This window comes from Amycolatopsis sp. NPDC004625 (genome assembly GCF_040609695.1).
In the GTDB taxonomy this organism is placed as follows: domain Bacteria; phylum Actinomycetota; class Actinomycetes; order Mycobacteriales; family Pseudonocardiaceae; genus Amycolatopsis.
In genome coordinates, this window is sequence record NZ_JBEXKX010000073.1 from 13,850 (window position 1) to 32,603 (window position 18,754).

Below are 18,754 nucleotides of genomic sequence, written 5' to 3' on the forward strand. Positions count from 1 at the left end.
TGTATCAGTTCCCTTCCGCGATACCCGAGTAGTCGTTTCCGGGCTCGGCCGAGTTCCCGCGACCTCGCGCCAGCCAGCCGTCGAGCGACAGCCAGGTGCGGGGACGCGCCAGCAGCCAGGCCGCGAGCAGCGCGAACCCCGTGTCGCGGAGGATCTCCTGCGGGTACTCGGTCTGCCCCGCCGCCACCTGGCCGCCGCCGCCGAAGCACCCGCAGTCGATGCTCAGCCCGCGGGCCCACGACTGGGCGATCCCGGCGACGAGCACGACGAGCAGCCCCAGCGCCACCCCGGCGGCCCACCGGGTCGCCAGGCCGGCGAGCAGGAACAGCCCGAGCACGAGTTCGACGAGCGGCAGCGCGATGGCCACCACGTTTTCGAGTGCGCCCGGCAGCACGTCGTACGCCTGCACGGCGATCAACGTCTGGCCGGGATCCGCCAGCTTGAGCGCACCGGAAACGAGCCAGACGGCCGCCAGCCCGAGCCGGGCGAGCGTGCCGACGGTGTTCAGCACGGGTTGGGACGGTCGCACCACGCACTTAGGCTATCGGGGGGACCTGAGAACCACGTGAGGCGGAGGGAGCGGCCGGATGCGCTGGCGCACGCTCTTCGGCTCGGCGTTGCTCCTGGTCACGGCGGCGGCGTGCGGCCCGGGGTCCGTCTCGCCGACGGACTCGCTCGTCACCCGGGCGAGTGCCACGGATCACCTGACCATCGGCATCCGGTTCGACGCGCCGGGCCTTTCCGAGCACACCATCGACGGCCGGTTCGCCGGGTTCGACGTCGATGTCGCCACTTTCGTCGCGTCGGAGCTGGGCGTCTCGGCGAAGGACATCACCTGGCGCGAGACGACGTCGGCGACGCGCGAGACCGACCTCACCTCGGGCGCGGTCGACCTGGTCGTGGCCACCTATTCGATCACCGACAAGCGCAAGCAGCTCGTGTCGTTCGCCGGCCCGTACTTCACCACCGGCCAGGACCTGCTCGTGCGCCGGACGTCGGCCGACATCGCCGGGCCGGAGGCGCTCAACGGCCGCCGGCTGTGCTCGGTGACCGGCTCGACGCCGGCGCAGCAGGTGAAGGACAAGTTCGCCCAGGCCGTCCAGCTGGTCGAGTACCCGCGGTACTCCGACTGTGTGACCGCGCTGCTCGCCGGGCAGATCGACGCCGTGACCACGGACGCGGTGATCCTGGCCGGGTACGTCGCCCGCGACCCGGAGCTGCTGAAGCTCGTCGGCAAGCCGTTCTCGAAGGAGGACTACGGCATCGGCCTGCGCAAGGGCGACTCGCAGGGGGTGTCCGCGGTCGACGACGCGATCCGGAAGATGATCTCCTCGGGCGAATGGCTGCGCTCGCTCAACGCGAACATCGGCCCGTCCGGTTACCAGCTGCCCGCGCCCCCGAGGTCACGTCGAAGTGAAGCTGCCCGACCTGCCGGTCCGGTCCGTGCTGCCCGAGGTCGTAGCCGCGCTCGACGAGCACGGCACCGCGGTGCTGGTGGCGCCGCCGGGCACGGGGAAGACGACGCTGGTCCCGCTCGCCCTCGAGGCGGCGAGCGAGGGCCGGGTGGTCGTCGCCGAGCCGCGGCGGCTGGCGGCCCGCGCAGCGGCGGCGCGGATGGCCGCGCTGCTGGGTGAACCGGTCGGCGAGACGGTGGGCTACGCGGTGCGCGGCGACCGGAAGGTGTCGGCGCGGACCCGCATCGAGGTCGTGACGTCGGGGCTGCTGGTGCGGCGGGTGCAGGGCGACCCGGAGCTGCCCGGCGTGTCGACGGTGCTGCTCGACGAGTGCCACGAGCGGCACCTGGACGCGGACCTGCTGCTGGCGCTGCTCCTGGACGTCCGCGCCGGGCTGCGCGACGACCTGCGCCTGCTGGCGACCTCGGCGACGGTCGCGTCCGGGCGGCTCGCGGCCCTGCTCGGCGACGCCCCGGTGGTCACGGCCACGGCGCGGACCTACCCGGTGGAGTTCTCGTACGTCCCGCCGGGGCGCGGCGAGCGCGTCGAGGCGTGCGTCGCGCGGGCGGTGCGGACGGCGTTGTCGTCGGGCGAGGGCGACGTGCTCGCGTTCCTGCCCGGCGCCGGGGAGATCGCCCGGACGGCGGGATTGCTGCGGCTGTCCGAATCGGACACTGTGGACGTTCTCCCGCTGCACGGACGGCTGTCCGCGGCGCACCAGGACGACGCGTTGCGGCCGCGTGACCGGCGGCGGGTGGTGCTGGCGACGGCGGTGGCGGAGTCGAGCCTGACGGTGCCGGGCGTGCGCGCGGTGGTCGATTCGGGCCTGGCGCGCGTGCCGCGGGTCGACCACCGGCGCGGGCTGCCGGGCCTGGCGACGGTCCGGGTGTCGGCGGCGGTGGCGGCCCAGCGCGCCGGCCGCGCGGGCCGCGAGGCGCCCGGGCGGGCGTACCGCTGCTGGGCCGAGCACGAGCAGGCGACGCTGCCGGCGTACCCGGAGCCGGAGATCCGCACGGCCGAGCTGGCCCGGCTGGCGCTGGAGCTGGCGTGCTGGTCGACGCCGGACGGCAGCGGGCTGACGTGGTGGGACCCGCCGGGCGAGGGCGCGCTGGCGGCCGGCCGGGCTCTGCTGGCGGCGTTGGGCGCGACCTCCCCGGACGGCACGGTGACCGCGCGCGGACGGCGGATGGCGGAGCTGGGCCTGCACCCGCGGCTGGCCCGGGCCCTGCTGGACGGATCGGCCGAGGTCGGCAGCCGCAACGCGGCGGAAGTGGTCGCGCTCTTGGACGCGGGCGCGACCCTGACGGACGTCGACGCGGAGCTGAGGCGGCTGCGCTCGGCCGGGGACGAAAGCGCGCGACGCTGGAAGCGCGAAGCGCGGCGGCTGGCGGGCTTGGTGTCCGCTGTGCCTGCAGGCCGGGCCGATTCCGCCCTGGTCGTCGCCCTCGCGCACCCGGAACGGCTCGCGCGGCGGCGTCCCGGCGGTGCGCCCGTCTACCTCATGGCCGGCGGCACCGCCGCCGAACTCCCGCCCGGCAGCGGCCTCGACGCCGAGTGGCTGGCGATCGCCGAGGCCACCCGCGATCCCGGCCGCGTCCACGGCACCATCCGCCTCGCCGCGGCCGCCGACGAAACCCTCGCCGTCCGCGCCGGCGCAGTGTCCGAAGTGGACGAGGTCTCCTGGGACGGCGACGTCGTCGCCCGGCGGGTCCGCAAGCTCGGCGCCATCGTCCTGTCCGAGAAACCCCTCAAGAACGCCGATGTCCACGAAGCGCTCGTCGCCGGCCTGAAGGCCGAAGGCCTCGGCCTCCTGAAGTGGTCCCAGGACGCAACCCGCCTCCGCGAGCGGATGGCGTTCCTGCACCGCGTCCTCGGCCCGCCGTGGCCCCCGGTCGGCGACGACGCCCTGCTGTCCGATGTGGACACCTGGCTGGACCTCGGCACCGCCCGCCGCAAAGCCGACCTCGCGAACATCAACGCGGGCACGGCCCTGAAGGCCCTGCTCCCCTGGCCGGAAGCGGCAAAGCTCGACGACCTCGCCCCGGACCGCCTCGAGGTGCCGTCGGGCTCGCACGTCCGCGTCGACTACCGCGGTGACCAGCCGGTGCTCGCGGTGAAGCTGCAGGAGACCTTCGGCTGGACCGAAACCCCGGTGATCGCCGGCGTCCCGGTGGTGCTGCACCTGCTCTCCCCCGCCGGCCGCCCCGCGGCGATCACCGCGGACCTCGCGTCCTTCTGGACGTCCGGCTACCCGGCCGTGCGCGCCGACCTGCGCGGCCGCTACCCCAGGCACCCCTGGCCGGAGGACCCCGCCACCGCCGCCCCGACCCGGCACACCCGCCGCCGAACCTGACGAAAGTCGGGGGCGCCCCGCGACCGTCGTCCGATGCCCGCGCACCGCCGCGGACCGCAGACTTCGACGTATGATCACACTCAGGGGACTCACGAAGCGCTACGGGGAGAAAACCGTCGTCGACGCGCTCACCTGCGACGTCGCCGCGGGCCGGGTGACCGGGTTCCTCGGCCCGAACGGCGCCGGGAAATCGACGACCATGCGGATGACCGTCGGCCTCGACCACCCCCAGGCGGGCGAGGCCCTGGTCGGCGGCCGGCGGTACGCCGAGCTGCGGCACCCGCTGCGCGAGGTCGGCACGCTTCTCGACGCCAAGGCGCTGCACCCCGGCCGCAGCGCCGGGAAGCACCTCCTGGCCATGGCACGCAGCAACGGCATCGCGGCGAGCCGCGTCGAGGAGGTCCTGGCGACCGTCGGGCTCTCGGACGTCGCCGGGAAGCGCGCCGGCCAGTTCTCGCTCGGCATGGGCCAGCGGCTGGGCATCGCGGGCGCCCTGCTCGGCGACCCGGCGATCCTGCTGTTCGACGAGCCGGTCAACGGCCTCGACCCGGACGGCGTCCGCTGGGTCCGGCAGCTGATGCGCGCCCTGGCGGCCGAGGGGCGGACGGTGTTCGTCTCGAGCCACCTGATGAGCGAAATGCAGCTGACGGCCGACCACCTGGTGGTGATCGGCAAGGGTTGCCTGCTGGCCGACAGCCCCGTCGCGGAGTTCATCGCGGGCAACTCCCGGACAACGGTGTCGGTCCACATCCCCGCCGACGCGGAACGTTCCACTTTGGACGCCCGGTTGCGGGCCGAGGGTGCCGTGACGCACCCGGGCGAGCCGGCCGAGCTGCTGGTGGACGGCCTCGACGTGGCCAGGGTGGGCGACCTCGTGCACGAGCTGGGCATCCGCGTACACGGCCTGGCCGAGCGGCGGGCGTCGCTCGAGCAGGCGTACATGGAACTGACGGCTGCTTCGGTGGAATACGGGGTGTCGGCATGACGGCGCCGGTGCGCAACGGCGGCCTCGCGGGAGCGGTGGCGGCGGAGTGGACGAAGCTGTGGTCGGTCCGGGCGACCTGGTGGTGCCTGGTCGCGGGGACGGTCCTGATGCTGGGCTACGGAACGTTGTCGGCGATTGCCCAGCACTACGAAACCGACCCGCAGAGCGCATCCACCATCGCCCTGGGTGGCGCGGTGTACTTGACCCAGTTCGCGGTGATCGCCCTGGCGACGTTGTTCGTGACAAGCGAATACACCGGCGGCGGCATCCGCTCGACGCTGCTGTGGACACCGGCGCGATCACGGGTGGTCCTGGCGAAGGCGGCGGTGCTGCTGCCGGTCCTGTTCGCGTACGGAGTGGCGCTGTCGAGCGCGGGAATGGCGTTGGCAGAGGTGACAAAGGACGGCCACGGCCTGCCGACATCAACCGCGGCGGCGGTCACGACGGCATCGGGCATGGGCGGCTACTTCGCACTCCTGGGGCTGCTGTGCACGGGAATCGGCTGGGCGTTGCGCAGCGCGGCGGGGACGTTGGTGTCGGTGATCGTGCTGCTGGTGCCGCTCCCGCTGATCGTGGCGTCGCTGGGGTGGCCGGAGGCGATGCCGTACTTCCCGGGCATCGCGGGGATCAACGCGATGGTGGAGGCGGGCCGGCCCAACCCGGTGACGACGACGGTGGCCCCGTACGCCCCCGGCGTGGGTTTGGTGATCGACGCGGTTTGGGCAGCTGCGGCGCTCCTGGCGGGCGCGGCGGTGTTGCGCCGCCGGGACGCTTGACCGTCGGGGAACGGAAATTGTCGGTGCCCTCCGGTAGCGTTGAAACCGGGGGGCGCCCCCGCGGCGGCGCTGCTTGGGACGGTTTCCTCGCCGAGGGCGGTCATGATCGCCTCGAGCAGCCGCTCGCCGAGGCGGGATACGTGAACCTTCGCGATCGCGGCGATTCTGAGGCGCCCTTGGCGACCCGGTCGGCCTGCCGCAGCGGACAGGATCTCCGGCACTGCCGGGGATGGAAGCTGGCGATACGGCGCATCGCCAACCCGGGCAGGCCATCTGGTGTCCGGCGGCGCGGGCGGCCGCTACCGGCGTGCGCCCGATCGTGGCCGGCCCGACCGACCACGACCAGCCGCGGTCCATGCGCGGCGAGCTTGTCGAACAGGGCTTTCAGCTTGGGTTCGGTGTTTGGGCAGCGGGGCGTCGTGCTGCGGTGGCCGTGTCCCTGTTTCAGCAGTCTCTCGATGCCCCCGATCATGCGAGCGACCGGGCGGGCGGCGGTCGAGAGATCACGGCGTGGCGGGTGCCGCGTCTCCTCCGACCAGCCCCGCCTCGTACGCCGTGATCGCGGCCTGAACCCGGTTTTTCGCGCCGAGGCGGGTCAGGATCGTGCTCACGTGCGCCTTCACCGTGCCCTCGACGACGAACATCTTCGCCGCTATGTCCGCATTGGACAGTCCGGAACCCAGCAGCGTCAGCACTTCCCGTTCACGCGGGGTCAGCGCGGCGATCCGCTCGCGGGCCGCGGCCGCGCGTGCCAGCCGGCCGCCGGAGAGGCGGGCGATCACCCGCTGCGCCACCTTCGGCGAGAGGAACGCGGCGCCGTCGGCGACCGCGTGGATGCCGGCCAGCAGTTCGCGGGGGTCGCCCGACTTCAGCAGGAATCCGCCCGCGCCGAGGCTCAGCGCGCGCTCGATGTAGTCGTCCTCGCCGAACGTCGTCAGCATGATCACGCCGGTGGCGGGCCGCAGCCGGCGGATCTCGGCGGCCGCGCCGAGGCCGTCCAGGCCCGGCATCCGGATGTCCAGCAGCACCACGTCGGGGTGCGTCGCGAGGACCTGCGAGACCGCGGACCGGCCGTCGGGCGCCTCGGCGACGACCTCGATCCCCGCGTCGGCGGCGAGGATCGCCGCCACCCCCGCCCGCATCAGCGCCTCGTCGTCGGCCAGCACGACCCTGATCACGGTGCCCCCTCGGCGAACCTGTCCTCGGCGACCAGTTTCCCATCGGCGAAGCACAGCCGGTAGGCGGCGTAGTCGTTGTCCAGCCACGACCGGCCCGTGCCGTAGTACTCGCACGCGACGCCGGGCACCGCCGGCATCGGCGGCTCGCCCCGCACCGGCCGGGCCGAGCGCTGGTGGGCGGGCAGCCGCGGCCCCACCTCGGCCCGGGACTGCCCGATCCGCAGCCCGTCGTAGACCGGCCCGGGCAGCTCCGAGGAGTTCCACTGGTACAGGAAGACGATGCCGCTCACCGCGAGCACCACGCCGAACAGCCCGCACGGGACGGCGATCGCCTGCACCAGGCTGCGCCGCACGTCCCGCCGGGCCAGTTCCAGCGCCCGGGCCGACGCCGACGGCAAGGGCTCGTCGGCCTCTTGCAGTTCGGCCGGCGCCGCGCCGTGCGGCAGCCGGGCCGCGACGGCGAACCCGCCCTCGTGCGGGCCGGCCCGCAGCGTGCCGCCGACGAGCCGGGCGCGTTCACGCAGGCCGATCAGCCCGACGTGCCCGGACGCGGCCCCGGGCAGCGGCCCGGCCGGCGGCCGCGCGTTGACCACGCTGACGTCGGTCTGACCGTCACCGCTGGTCACCCGGACCGTCACGGCGGCCCCCGGCGCGTGCTTCGCCACGTTCGTCAGGGCTTCCTGGACCACGCGGTAGGCGGCGCGGGCCACCATCGGCGGCGCCGCCTCGATGTCCACTGTGGACTCGATGGCCAGGCCCGACGCCCGCGCCCGCGCGATCAGCGCCCCGAGGTCGCCCTGCACCGGCTCGACCGGCGCGGCGTCCTCGCGCAGCACGCCGATGATCTCCCGCAGCCGATCGGTCGCCGCCGCCGCGCTGGCCCGCAGCTGCCCCGCCGCGTCGCGCTGGACGTCGTCGAGCCCGCCCGCGACCTCCAGCGCGGCGGCCCGGACGGCGATCAGGCTCAGCTCGTGCCCCAGCGAGTCGTGCATGTCGCCGGCGATCCGCGCGCGTTCGCGCAGCCGCGCCTGCTCGGCGACCAGCCGCTGCCGGCTTTCCATCTCCTCGGCGCGGCGCCACCCGGTGCGGGCGAGCTCGCCGCGGACCCGGACGTACCGGCCGAGCAGCCACGGCGACAGCCCGGCGAACACGAGGATCGCCACCATCGCACCCCAGTCGCCGAGGCCGTCGGGCCCGACGAGCAGCGACAGCGGCAGCCCGAGGACCGTGACGCCGGCGCCGATCAGCACGCCCGGCCGGGCCCGCGCCATCCGCAGCCCGGCCTGGTAGCTCATCGCGACCAGCACGAACACCACCCACACCGGCACGTGGTCGCCGAACGGGAACGTCACCGCGAGCACCCCGGCCAGCGCGATGCCGAGCGAAACGACCGGGTACCGCCGGGCCGTGGCCACCGAGCCCGCGACGACGGCGAGGCCGCCGGCGATCTCCCACGGCGACCGGGCGTTCACGGTGTCGGACACGACGACGAAGGCGAGGAACAGCCCGAGCAGCACGTCGAACCCCACGCGCCACCGGCGCTTCACCACCTCCCGCACGGGTTCGAAGCTACAAGCCGTGCCGGCGGACCGGCCACTGCCGAAAGTCAACCTTCGCCACGGCGGCGAGAGCAGTGCTCTCACTTCGGAGCATCGCACCACCAGCGGTGGTGAGCAGTGCTCTCGTTACAGATCAATGCGTACCGTCTCGTGCGAACAGCGCCCGCGGTGTTGCATGATGATCCACCATGGCCGAGCGCACACTCGCCGATCAGTTGGGCGGCTACCTCCCCGAAGGCATCGAGGCCCTCGAAGCGCACGAGCGGCAGGACCTCGCCGACGCGTTGCGCGACGCGCGCAGGCGGCAGGCGAAAGCGCTCGCCGAGGCGGGCGAGGAAGGTCTCCGGTACGTCCCCGCACTGCTGCGCGGCGCGGTCCGCAAGGCGGTCGGCCTGTGACCGCGGAGAACTACGCGGCCGAGGCGGAGATCCTCAAGCTCGCCCGCGTCCTGGACGTCGAGCCGGCGCGGCTCGGCTACCTCGCGCGCGTCGACGCCGACGACCTGCGGTCCTTCCGCGAGCAGGTCACCGACACGCTGTTCGACGCGAACGCCGCCGCACTGCAGCGGATGGCGCTGGCCGCGCGGGTGGTGCCGGTCGGCGTGCTCGCCAAGATCGCCGAGAAGGTGTTCGGCCCGCTGCTGTGCGCCCGGATCGCCGGGCTGGTGGACGTCTCGCGCGGCGTCGACGTCGCCAAGCGGCTCAGCCCGCGGTTCCTCGCCGAAGTGGCGGCGGAGCTCGACCCGCGGCGGGCGAGCGCGATCATCAGCCGCATCCCGCTGGACACCGTGCTCGCGGTCGCCGCCGAGCTGGCGGCCAAGGAGGACTGGATCACCCTCGGCCGGTTCGTCGGCCACCTGCCCGACCCGACCGTGCGGCGCGCCTTGGAGGGGATCGACGACCCGGCGCTGCTGCGGATCGCGTTCGTGCTCGACGACAAGCACCGCATCGACCACGTCGTCGGCCTGCTCCCAGCCCACCGCCTCGGCCGGCTGGTCACCGCGGCGGCCGCCGACGAGGACCTCTGGACCCCGGCGCTGGACCTGCTCGCCCACCTCTCCGAAACCCGCCGGGCGACCCTGGTGCCGATGGTCGGCGGGCTGCCCGGCGGGTTCCGCGAGCGCGTTCAGGCGACGATCAGGTAGATCCCGTAGCCGACGATCGCCGCGCAGGCGGCGAAGCAGACGACCGCGCCGGCCAGCGGCCCGCTGCCCGAGCCGCCCGCCGCCCGGGCCGATTCGCGCTGCGAGAGCCCGACCACCCCGAAGGAGAAGAGGCTCGTCAGCACCACGACCGAGCCGAGCGCGACGACGAAGACGAGACCGAGGGAACCCCAGTTGATGTGCATGGCGCTCCTCAGGCGTTGGCCGGCTGCGTGACGCCGGGCTCGGGCTCGTGGATGGAGTTCGCGTTGACCGGGTTCCGCTTCGACGCGAGGTAGATGCCCAGCGCGATGACGACCCCGGCCAGGCCGACCAGCACGGTGCCCCAGGTCCCGAGCGTCGAGACCTCGGCGGCGAGCGCGCCGACGATCGCGGCGGCCGGCAGCGTCAGCGCCCAGGCGAGGACCATCCGGCCGGCGACGCCCCAGCGGACTTCGGCGAGCTTGCGGCCCAGGCCGGAGCCGATGATGCCGCCCGAGCAGACGTGCGTGGTCGACAGCGCGAACCCGAGGTGCGCCGACGTCAGGATGACGGCCGCCGCGCTGGTCTCCGCCGCGAAGCCCTGCGGGGTCTGGATTTCGGTGAGCTTCTTGCCCATCGTCTGGATGATCCGCCAGCCGCCGAGGTAGGTCCCGAGCGCGATCGCCGTGCCGGCGGTCAGGATCACCCACAGCGGCGGTCCCGAGTTCGGCGCGAGCGAGCCGGACGCGATCAGCGTCAGCGTGATGACACCCATGGTCTTCTGCGCGTCGTTCGTCCCGTGCGCCAGCGACACCAGCGAGGCCGACGCGATCTGGCCGGCCTTGAAGGTCCGGCCCACCGTGTCCTGCTTGGCGCGGGCGGTGATCCGGTAGACGAGGAACGTGCCCAGCGTCGCGACGATCCCGGCGACGAGCGGCGAGGCGAGCGCGGGGATCAGGACCTTCTCGACGACCTTCCCGAAGTGGACGGCGTCCGAGCCGGACGCGATCCAGGTGGCGCCGATCAGCCCGCCGAACAGCGCGTGCGACGAGCTCGACGGCAGCCCGATCAGCCAGGTCACCAGGTTCCAGACGATGGCGCCGACGAGCCCGGCGAAGATGATCACCGGCGTCACCTTCGTGTCGTCGACGATCCCGCCGGAGATCGTCTTCGCGACCTCGACCGAGAGGAAGGCGCCGACCAGGTTCAGCACGGCGGACACGCCGACCGCGACCTTCGGCTTGAGCGCCCCGGTGGCGATGGACGTGGCCATCGCGTTGGCGGTGTCGTGGAAGCCGTTGGTGAAGTCGAAGGCGAGCGCCGCGACGATCACCACCAGCACGATCAGGGAGAAGTCCATGGCGGCTCGCTTCCGTTGCTGTTCGTTAGCAACGCTACTGATCAACGGGACGGCCGCCGATCCCTGTCGTGTGACGGCTCCCTGAACTCTCGATGAACCGGGGTGGGGGCAGCCCCACCCGCGATCCGGTGGTCTGGCCCAGTGCGCGGACCGGCCCCGCCTGGGACCTTCGAACCGGGCGAAAGGGGCACCCGGTGAAAGCGCTTTTTGCGACAGCGGCGTCGGCTTTGCTGTTCTTCTTCGGCACGGGCCTCGACCCGCTGCCCGAGCTCGCGTGGCTGGCGCCGCTGCCGGTCCTGCTGCTCGCACCCCGCGTCCACGGCGGAGTCGCGCTGCTCTGCGCGTTCACCGCCTACCTCGCGGGCAGCGCCGGCAGCTGGAGCTACTTCTGGCACTCGCAGTCGGTCCCGCGGCCGGCCGCGCTCGGGATCCTCGGCGGCAGCGCGCTGCTGTTCGCGCTGGCGGTCGCGCTGTTCCGGCCGCTGGTCCGGCGCGGCCACGGCTTCCTGGGCGCGCTCGCCGCACCGGCGTTGTGGACCGTGGCCCTCTACGTCGTCTCGCTGCTGAACCCGACCGGCGTCGTGGACACCCTGATGACGACGCAGGCGGACCGGCCGGCCGTGCTGCGGATCGCCGCGGTCACCGGCGGCTGGGGCGTGGAGTTCCTCGTGCTGTTCGTCCCGGCCGCCGTCGCCGCCGCGCTCGCGCCCGGCCTGCGCGCCCGGACCCGGCTCGTCCCCGTCGTCGCGCTCGTCGCGATCGCCGGCGGGCTCGTGTTCTGGAGCGCGCCCCCGCGGCCCGGCCCGTCGACCCGGATCGCGTTGGTCGCACCGGGCCAGTACCGCTGGGCGCCCGACATCGCCACTCCGGACGGGCAGGCGCTCGTCCAGTCCTATGTGGACCAGATCCGCCGGCTGCCGGACGGCGTCCGGGCCGTCGTGCTGCCGGAAGCGACGTTCGCGGTCGACCAGGCCACCCGTCCACGGCTCGTCGAGAGCTTCGCCCAGGTCGCCCGCGCGAAGAACCTCGACGTCGTCACCGGCGTCATCGACACGACGGCGGACGGGCGGTTCAACGCCGCGCTCGCCGTGCCGCCCTCCGGCGCCCCGCTCGAATACCGCAAGTGGCACAACGGGAATTCGCCGAACCTCCGGTCCGGCACCGAGCTCACCCGGTTCGCCGCCACCGGCCTGATGGTGTGCATGGACGTCAACTTCGCCGATCCCAGCAGCGAATACGGCGAAGGCGGCACCGGCCTGGTCCTCGTCCCGGCGTCCGACGAGGACGCCGACGGCTGGGCGCACAGCCGCACGGCCCTGATCCGCGGCGTCGAAAACGGTTTCTCGGTGGCGTGGAGCGCCGCCCGCGGCACGCCGATGCTGGCCGACGCCCAGGGGCACGTCCTGGCCGAAACCCGCACCGGCGACCACCCGTTCTCGGTCGTCGTGGCCGACGTCCCGGTCAGTGCCGGAAAGACCCCGTATGCCCGGTTCGGCGACTGGTTCGCCTGGCTCTGCGGCCTGGTCGCCCTGGCCGGGATCGCGGTGGCCGCCCGCAAGCCCTCGTTGTCACCCGTCACAACGAACGCGGGACAACTCTGAGCGTTTTCCCAGGTTGCTTCCGCCGTCCTGTGACCGATCATGATCTGCGTCACCTACTGACGGGTAATCGGAGGCAGTCTGATGCGGGTCACCAACCGCGGTGCCAAGCGAGTCCTGACCGCGGTCGTCGCGGCGCTCACCCTGGGCGTCGCCACCCCGGCGGTCGCCGACGCGGCGACGGGCAGCGGCTGGAACGACTGGGCCTGCCGGCCGACGGCGGCGCACCCCCAGCCCGTCGTCCTGGTGCACGGCCTCGGCGCGAACGACTCCGTCAACTGGTTCTTCCACGCGCCGAAGATCGCCGGCGCGGGCTACTGCGTGTTCTCCCTGACCTACGGCACCGGCGTCCTCGGCCCGGGCGTCGGCGGCCTCGCGTCGATGCGCGACAGCGCCACCCAGCTCGGCCGGTTCGTCGACCGGGTCCGGACCGCGACGGGCGCGGCGAAGGTCGACATCGTGGGCCACTCCGAAGGCAGCACGATGCCGGCGTACTACCTCAAGTACGGCGGCGGCGCACCGAAGGTGGCGCACTTCGTCGGCTTCGGCGCGAACTACCGCGGGACCACCCTCGGCGGTATCGACGCGCTCGCCAAAGCGCTCCTCACGACAGTCCCGGGCCTCGGCGTGATCCTGAAGACGGCCTGTGGCGCCTGCACGGAATACCTGGCCCCGTCGGCCTTCCTGGACGACCTCGCCCGCGGCGGCGTCCACGTGGCCGGCCCGGCGTACACGAGCATCGTGAGCCGGTACGACGAGGTCGTGACGCCGTACACGAGCGGCGTCCTGAACGAGCGGGGCGCGACGGACATCGTGCTGCAGGACTTCTGCCCGTCCGACGCTTCGGGCCACCTGAGCCAGGCGATCGACCCGAACGTCACCGGGCTGATCCTGCACGCGCTGGACGCGAGCTACCGGCCGTCCTGCACGCCGTTCACCCTGCCACTCTGACCCCGGCGCGCCACACCGCGTGCGTCAGCGGCACCCCCGGCCGGTAGGCCAGGTGCGTCACCGAAGGCGCGTCGAGGACGTGGACGTCCGCCCGGGCTCCCGGGCGCAGGACGCCCACGTCCTCCCGCCGCAACGCCTTCGCGCCGCCCGCCGTCGCCGCCCAGACGGCTTCCTCGATCGTCATCCGCATCTGCAGCACCGCCGTCGCGACGCAGAACGCCATCGACGTCGTGTACGAGCTGCCCGGGTTGGCGTTGCTGGCCAGCGCCACCGTCGCCCCCGCGTCGAGCAGCCGCCGCGCGGGGGCGAGGGGCTGTCGGGTCGACAAATCGCACGCGGGCAGCAGCGTCGCCACGGTCTCGGACGCCGCGAGCGCCTCGACGTCGGCGTCCGAAAGGTACGTGCAGTGGTCGACGCTGGCCGCCCCGAGCTCCACCGCCAGCCGGACGCCGGGGCCCTCGCCGAGCTGGTTGCCGTGGACGCGCAACCCGAGCCCGCGTTCGGCGGCGGCCTTCAGCACCCGCGAAGACTGGGCCTCGTCGAACGCGCCGGTCTCGCAGAAGACGTCCGCCCACCGCACGCTTTCCGCGACGGCGTCGAGCATCTCGCCGCACACGAGATCCACATAGGACTCCGCGTCGGCGCCCGGCGGGACCAGGTGCGCGCCCAGGAAGGTGACCTCGTCGGCCACCTCGCCGGCGATCCGCGCGGACCGCGCCTCGTCCGCGACGGTCAGCCCGTAGCCCGTCTTCGTCTCCAGGCAGGTCGTCCCCTGCCGGGCCGCTTCTTCGACGTGCCGGCGCAGGTTCGCCGCCAGCTGCTCGTCGGACGCCTCGCGCGTCGCGCCGACGGTGGTCGCGATTCCGCCCGCGGTGTAGGGCTTCCCGGCCATCCGCGCCTCGAACTCGGCGGTGCGGTCGCCGGCGAAGACGAGGTGCGTGTGGCTGTCGACCCAGCCGGGCAGCACCGCGCGGCCTTCGACGTCGATGCGCTCGTCGGCGTCGGGCGCGTCCGACGCCGGGCCCGCCCAGGCGACGCTCGAGCCGTCCAGGACCAGGGCCGCGCCGGTGAGCCGGCCCAGTTCCGGGTCGTGGGTGGTGAGTTCGCCGATGCCCGTGATCAGGACCGCCACAGTGCCTCGATCTCCTTCGCCAGTACGGTTTCCGGTCGTTCGACGAGCAGGTGCTCGCCGTCGCGCACGATCTCGCGGCCGGCGACGACGACGTGCCGGACGTCGGCCCCGGAGGCGGCGAACACCACGCCCGAAGGCTCGATCCCGGCCGTCCGCACCGAATCCAGGGCCACCGTGACGAAGTCCGCGCCCGCCCCCTCGGCGAGCGCGCCGACCTCGTCCCACCCGATCGCCGCGTGGTCCGTGCCCGCCTCCAGGAGCTCCCCGGCACTGAACCGGCCGCGTTCCTCGCTGGCCAGCCGGTCGTCCAGCTCCAGCGCGCGGGTCTCCTCGAAGGCGTCGACGACGGCGTTGCTGTCGCTGCCGACGCACAGCCGCACCCCGGCGTCCCGCAGGGCGCGGGCCGGGCCGATGCCGTCGCCGAGGTCGCGTTCGGTGGTCGGGCAGAAGCACGCCCGCGCGCCGCTCAGCCGGTCGATGTCCGTCGCCGTCAGGTGCGTGGCGTGCACGGCGACCAGGCGTTCGGTCAGCACCCCACGATCGGCCAGCAGCTCGGTGGGCGTGCGGCCGTAGGCGGCCTGGCATTGCTCGTTCTCGGCCCGCTGCTCCGACAGGTGGACGTGCACGACCCGCGAACTGTCCACAAGCGACAGCTGATCGGCCGGAACCGCCCGCACCGAATGGATCGCCGCGCCGACCCGGAACAGCTCGGCTTCTTTCAGCGCAGCCACCCGCGACGCCCACGCCGAGGCCGAGCCGTCGGAGAACCGCCGCTGGACCTCGTCCGGCTCGACGCCGATGCCGCCGGCCAGGTAGCACGTGTCCAGGAGCGTCAGCCGGATCCCGGCGTCGGCCGCGGCCTGCCGCAGCGCCTCCCCCATCGCGTTCGGATCGGCGTACGGCTTCCCGCCGGGCGCGTGGTGCAGGTAGTGGAACTCGCCGACGCTGGTGTACCCGCCCAGCACCATCTCGGCGTAGACCCCGCGGGCCAGCCGGTAGTAGGTGTCGGGATCGAGCCGGGCGGCAAGGGTGTACATCCGCTCGCGCCACGTCCAGAACGTGCCGCGTTCGTGGTGCGTCCGGCCGCGAAGCGCCCGGTGGAACGCGTGCGAGTGCCCGTTCGCGAAGCCGGGCAGCGTGAGCCCGGCCAGCACGGTGCCGGACCGCGGCGAATCCGGCGTCACCGAAGTGATCCGCCCGTCCGCGACCTCGATCCGGACGCCGGACGCGATCCCGTCCGGTAGCCAGGCCTGTTCGCACCAGAAAACTGTCGGTGCCGGACGATAGGCTGGAATCGGGGGGCGCCCCCGCGGGCCGGGAGTCATCGCGCCAGCCGCTCCAGAACCGTGGCCAGCGCCGCCGCGCCCGCTTCGACGTCGTCGGCCTCGGCGAACTCCTCCGGCGAGTGGCTGATCCCGGTCGGGTTGCGCACGTAGAGCATTCCGGCCGGGACGAACCCGGCGAGGATCGCGGCGTCGTGCCCGGCGCCGGTCGGCAGCTCCGGCGGCGCCCCGAGCCAGCCGCCGAGGTCGCCGCGCAGCGCAGCGTCGAACACGACATCGTCCGAATAGGACTCCCGGGTCACCTCGACCCGGCAGCCTTCCTCCGCCGCGGCGGCCTCGGCAGCCGCCGCGATATCGGACACCAGCGCCGGAGTGGCCGTACCCGGCACCCGCGCGTCCAACCACAGGTCCACAGTGGACGCGATGACGTTGGTCCCGCCCGGCGTCGGCACCAGACGGCCGACCGTCGCCCGCGCGTCGGGCACGGCGTGAGCCAGCCGCCGGACGGCGGTGACCGTCGCGGCGGCGGGCAGCATCGGGTCGGCCCGGTCGGCCAGCAGCGTCGCGCCGGCGTGGTTTCCCTGCCCGGTGAAGGAGAACCGCCACCGCCCGTGCGCGATCACCGTGCTGCCCACGGCGACCGGCGAGCCGAGGTCGATCAGCCCGCGGCCCTGCTCGACGTGCAGCTCCAGGAACTTGCCGATCAGCCCGAGCCGCGCGGGATCCGGCCCCACCCGCTCCGGGTCGAAGCCGGACTTCGCGGCCGCCTCGGCGAACGTCACGCCGTCGGCGTCCCGCAGCCCGCGCGCCTTGTCGGCGTCGATCGTGCCGGTGAGCAGCCGCGAACCCAGGCACGGGACGCCGAACCGGCCGCCCTCCTCTTCGGCGAACACGACGACGGCGAACGGCTTGCCCGGCCGGAACCCGCGCGCCTGCAGGGATTCCACCGCGGCCAGGGCGCTCGCGACGCCCAGGGGTCCGTCGAAGGCACCGCCGCCGGGGACCGAGTCGAGGTGGCTGCCGGTGACGACGGCGTCCGGTCCCGGCGGGCCCCACCAGGCCCAGATGTTGCCGTTGTGGTCGGTATCGACGTCGAGCCCGAGGCCCAGCGCGCGCTCGCCGAACCACGCGCGCAGGTCCTGTTCGGGCAGGTCGAAGGCGTGCCGCGAGTAGCCGCCGCGCTTCCGGTCGCGCCCGACGTCGGCGATCTCGCCCAGCAGCCCGGAGGCGCTCACCCGTCCTCCCGCACCGGCACCCGCACACCCCGCTCGGCGGCGACATCGGCCGCGCGCTCGTAACCCGCGTCGACGTGCCGGATGACGCCCATGCCCGGGTCGTTGGTGAGCACCCGCTCGAGCTTCTGCGCGGCCAGCGGCGTCCCGTCGGCGACGCTGACCTGCCCGGCGTGGATGGACCGGCCCATGCCGACGCCGCCGCCGTGGTGGATCGACACCCAGCTGGCCCCCGAGGACGTGTTGACCAGCGCGTTCAGCAGCGGCCAGTCGGCGATGGCGTCGGACCCGTCGGCCATGCCCTCGGTCTCGCGGTACGGCGAGGCGACGCTGCCGGAGTCGAGGTGGTCGCGGCCGATGACGACCGGCGCCTTGAGCTCGCCGCTGGCCACCATCTCGTTGAACCGCAGGCCGGCCAGGTGGCGTTCGCCGTAGCCGAGCCAGCAGATCCGGGCGGGCAGCCCCTGGAACGCCACGCGTTCGCCCGCCAGCTTGATCCAGCGCGCGAGGGATTCGTTCTCCGGGAACAGTTCCAGCATCGCGCGGTCGGTGGCCGCGATGTCCTCGGGGTCACCGGAGAGCGCGGCCCAGCGGAACGGGCCGTTGCCCTCGCAGAACAGCGGGCGGATGTAGGCGGGCACGAAGCCGGGGAAGTCGAACGCGCGCTCGCAACCACCGAGCTTGGCCTCGCCGCGCAGCGAGTTGCCGTAGTCGAAGACCTCGGCGCCGCGGTCGAGGAAGCCGAGCATGGCGTCGACGTGGTCGGCCATCGACTCGCGTGAGCGGTCGGTGAACTCGTCGGGCTTCTTGGCCGCGTAGTCGTGCCAGTCCTCGACGCTGACGCCCTTGGGCAGGTACGAAAGCGGGTCGTGCGCGGACGTCTGGTCGGTGACGATGTCGACCTCGACGCCCCGGCGCAGCAGCTCCGGCAGCACCTCGGCCGCGTTGCCGACGACACCGACCGACAGCGCGCGCTTCTCCTGCTTGGCCTTGGTCACGCGGGCGATGGCGTCGTCGAGATCGTCGGCCACCTCGTCGAGGTAACGGGTCTCGACGCGGCGGTGCGCGCGCTGCGGGTCGCACTCGATGACCAGCGCGACGCCGTCGTTCATGGTCACCGCGAGCGGCTGCGCGCCACCCATGCCGCCGAGGCCGGCGGTCACCGTCAACGTGCCTTTCAGGGACCCGCCGAACTTCTTCTTCGCGACGGCGGCGAAGGTTTCGTACGTGCCCTGGAGGATGCCCTGCGTGCCGATGTAGATCCACGAGCCCGCGGTCATCTGGCCGTACATCGTCAGGCCCTGCTGTTCCAGGCGCCGGAACTCCGGCCAGGTCGCCCAGTCGCCGACCAGGTTCGAGTTCGCGATGAGCACGCGCGGCGCCCACTCGTGCGTGCGGAACACGCCGACCGGCTTGCCCGACTGCACCAGCAGCGTCTCGTCGACCTCCAAAGTGGTCAGTTCGCGGGTGATCGCGTCGAAGCTGGCCCAGTTGCGCGCGGCCTTGCCGGTGCCGCCGTAGACGACCAGGTCCTCGGGCCGCTCGGCGACGTCGGGGTCGAGGTTGTTGTGGAACATCCGCAGCGCGGCCTCGGTCTGCCACGACTTGGCGGTGAGCTGGGTGCCGCGGGCGGCACGGACTACGCGGGGCTCGTGGTTCATCAGACCTCCAGGTAGGCGGTCGTGGGGGGGGTGGAGCTGGTTTTAGAAAGTTATTAAAAAAAAAAACAAACACACAGAGAGGGGGGGGGGGGGCGCGGGGGGGGGCCGG

Annotated in this window: 16 protein-coding genes and 1 pseudogene; 8 read left to right on the forward strand and 9 right to left on the reverse strand. The window is 73.4% G+C overall.

From position 1 onward, the window contains the following. Positions 1-4 precede the first annotated feature (4 nt). On the reverse strand, positions 5-511 hold the full coding sequence (locus tag ABZW17_RS43030) for a MauE/DoxX family redox-associated membrane protein (protein WP_354827624.1): 507 nt from the start codon (positions 509-511) through the stop codon (positions 5-7). 76 nt (positions 512-587) lie between these two features. On the opposite strand from ABZW17_RS43030, the pseudogene ABZW17_RS43035 reads away from it, so the two are divergent. The 4 genes and pseudogenes from ABZW17_RS43035 to ABZW17_RS43050 form a co-directional block, all read left to right on the forward strand. Beyond that, a pseudogene (locus tag ABZW17_RS43035) lies at positions 588-1,400 on the forward strand (glutamate ABC transporter substrate-binding protein); the annotation flags it as partial. 13 nt (positions 1,401-1,413) lie between these two features. Next, complete coding sequence (hrpB, locus tag ABZW17_RS43040; RefSeq protein ID WP_354827576.1) at positions 1,414-3,807, forward strand: ATP-dependent helicase HrpB; 2,394 nt, start codon at positions 1,414-1,416, stop codon at positions 3,805-3,807. A 70-nt stretch (positions 3,808-3,877) separates the two neighbouring features. After that, positions 3,878-4,792, forward strand: a complete 915-nt coding sequence (locus tag ABZW17_RS43045; protein WP_354827579.1) for an ATP-binding cassette domain-containing protein — start codon at positions 3,878-3,880, stop codon at positions 4,790-4,792. Next, the gene (locus tag ABZW17_RS43050) at positions 4,789-5,568 is read left to right on the forward strand and encodes an ABC transporter permease (RefSeq protein ID WP_354827582.1); all 780 of its coding nucleotides are present in this window, start codon (positions 4,789-4,791) and stop codon (positions 5,566-5,568) included. Before ABZW17_RS43045 ends, ABZW17_RS43050 begins: the two co-directional genes overlap by 4 nt. Positions 5,569-6,071: 503 nt before the next feature. On the opposite strand, the gene ABZW17_RS43055 is transcribed toward ABZW17_RS43050, so the two are convergent. Further along, entirely contained in the window at positions 6,072-6,746 is a 675-nt protein-coding gene (locus ABZW17_RS43055; protein WP_354827585.1) for a response regulator transcription factor, read from the reverse strand. After that, positions 6,743-8,305, reverse strand: a complete 1,563-nt coding sequence (locus tag ABZW17_RS43060) for a histidine kinase (RefSeq protein WP_354827588.1) — start codon at positions 8,303-8,305, stop codon at positions 6,743-6,745. The genes ABZW17_RS43055 and ABZW17_RS43060 overlap by 4 nt, the downstream gene beginning before the upstream one ends. Before the next feature lie 188 nt (positions 8,306-8,493). On the opposite strand from ABZW17_RS43060, the gene ABZW17_RS43065 reads away from it, so the two are divergent. Together ABZW17_RS43065 and ABZW17_RS43070 are read left to right on the forward strand one after the other, a co-directional pair. Beyond that, entirely contained in the window at positions 8,494-8,703 is a 210-nt protein-coding gene (locus tag ABZW17_RS43065) for a hypothetical protein (protein ID WP_354827591.1), read from the forward strand. Next, positions 8,700-9,449, forward strand: a complete 750-nt coding sequence (locus ABZW17_RS43070; protein ID WP_354827594.1) for a hypothetical protein — start codon at positions 8,700-8,702, stop codon at positions 9,447-9,449. Before ABZW17_RS43065 ends, ABZW17_RS43070 begins: the two co-directional genes overlap by 4 nt. On the opposite strand, the gene ABZW17_RS43075 is transcribed toward ABZW17_RS43070, so the two are convergent. Together ABZW17_RS43075 and ABZW17_RS43080 are read right to left on the reverse strand one after the other, a co-directional pair. Next, a complete protein-coding gene (locus tag ABZW17_RS43075) occupies positions 9,431-9,652 on the reverse strand; it encodes a hypothetical protein (RefSeq protein WP_354827597.1) in 222 nt (73 codons plus the stop codon). The two genes, ABZW17_RS43070 and ABZW17_RS43075, sit on opposite strands and share 19 nt — an antisense overlap. A gap of 8 nt (positions 9,653-9,660) precedes the next feature. Then, positions 9,661-10,788: an inorganic phosphate transporter gene (locus ABZW17_RS43080; protein ID WP_354827600.1), complete on the reverse strand. Its 1,128-nt coding sequence runs from the start codon at positions 10,786-10,788 to the stop codon at positions 9,661-9,663. Between the two features lie 194 nt (positions 10,789-10,982). On the opposite strand from ABZW17_RS43080, the gene ABZW17_RS43085 reads away from it, so the two are divergent. Together ABZW17_RS43085 and ABZW17_RS43090 are read left to right on the forward strand one after the other, a co-directional pair. Continuing rightward, positions 10,983-12,389, forward strand: coding sequence for an acyltransferase (locus tag ABZW17_RS43085; protein WP_354827603.1), 1,407 nt, complete (start codon positions 10,983-10,985; stop codon positions 12,387-12,389). An 81-nt stretch (positions 12,390-12,470) separates the two neighbouring features. Continuing rightward, positions 12,471-13,337, forward strand: coding sequence for a lipase (locus ABZW17_RS43090; protein WP_354827606.1), 867 nt, complete (start codon positions 12,471-12,473; stop codon positions 13,335-13,337). Here the strand turns inward: ABZW17_RS43090 and hutI are convergent. From hutI to hutU, 4 genes are read right to left on the reverse strand one after another with little or no spacing between them, the layout of a single operon-like run. Beyond that, on the reverse strand, positions 13,321-14,469 hold the full coding sequence (gene hutI, locus ABZW17_RS43095) for an imidazolonepropionase (protein ID WP_354827609.1): 1,149 nt from the start codon (positions 14,467-14,469) through the stop codon (positions 13,321-13,323). The genes ABZW17_RS43090 and hutI overlap by 17 nt on opposite strands. Further along, positions 14,457-15,794, reverse strand: a complete 1,338-nt coding sequence (locus tag ABZW17_RS43100) for a formimidoylglutamate deiminase (protein ID WP_354827612.1) — start codon at positions 15,792-15,794, stop codon at positions 14,457-14,459. The genes hutI and ABZW17_RS43100 overlap by 13 nt, the downstream gene beginning before the upstream one ends. Then, complete coding sequence (locus tag ABZW17_RS43105; protein WP_354827615.1) at positions 15,791-16,987, reverse strand: allantoate amidohydrolase; 1,197 nt, start codon at positions 16,985-16,987, stop codon at positions 15,791-15,793. The genes ABZW17_RS43100 and ABZW17_RS43105 overlap by 4 nt, the downstream gene beginning before the upstream one ends. Then, positions 16,984-18,645 carry a urocanate hydratase gene (hutU, locus tag ABZW17_RS43110; RefSeq protein ID WP_354827618.1) on the reverse strand — a complete coding sequence of 554 codons (1,662 nt, stop codon included), beginning with the start codon at positions 18,643-18,645 and terminating at the stop codon, positions 16,984-16,986. Before hutU ends, ABZW17_RS43105 begins: the two co-directional genes overlap by 4 nt. Positions 18,646-18,754 lie beyond the last annotated feature (109 nt).

Coding starts and splice junctions, on each gene's coding strand:
- ABZW17_RS43065 (WP_354827591.1), top strand. CDS start 8,494: ATGGCCGAGCGCACACTCGCCGATCAGTTGGGCGGCTACCTCCCCGAA.
- ABZW17_RS43050 (WP_354827582.1), top strand. CDS start 4,789: ATGACGGCGCCGGTGCGCAACGGCGGCCTCGCGGGAGCGGTGGCGGCG.
- ABZW17_RS43100 (WP_354827612.1), bottom strand. CDS start 15,794: ATGACTCCCGGCCCGCGGGGGCGCCCCCCGATTCCAGCCTATCGTCCG.
- ABZW17_RS43045 (WP_354827579.1), top strand. CDS start 3,878: ATGATCACACTCAGGGGACTCACGAAGCGCTACGGGGAGAAAACCGTC.
- hutU (WP_354827618.1), bottom strand. CDS start 18,645: ATGAACCACGAGCCCCGCGTAGTCCGTGCCGCCCGCGGCACCCAGCTC.
- ABZW17_RS43090 (WP_354827606.1), top strand. CDS start 12,471: ATGCGGGTCACCAACCGCGGTGCCAAGCGAGTCCTGACCGCGGTCGTC.
- ABZW17_RS43080 (WP_354827600.1), bottom strand. CDS start 10,788: ATGGACTTCTCCCTGATCGTGCTGGTGGTGATCGTCGCGGCGCTCGCC.
- ABZW17_RS43075 (WP_354827597.1), bottom strand. CDS start 9,652: ATGCACATCAACTGGGGTTCCCTCGGTCTCGTCTTCGTCGTCGCGCTC.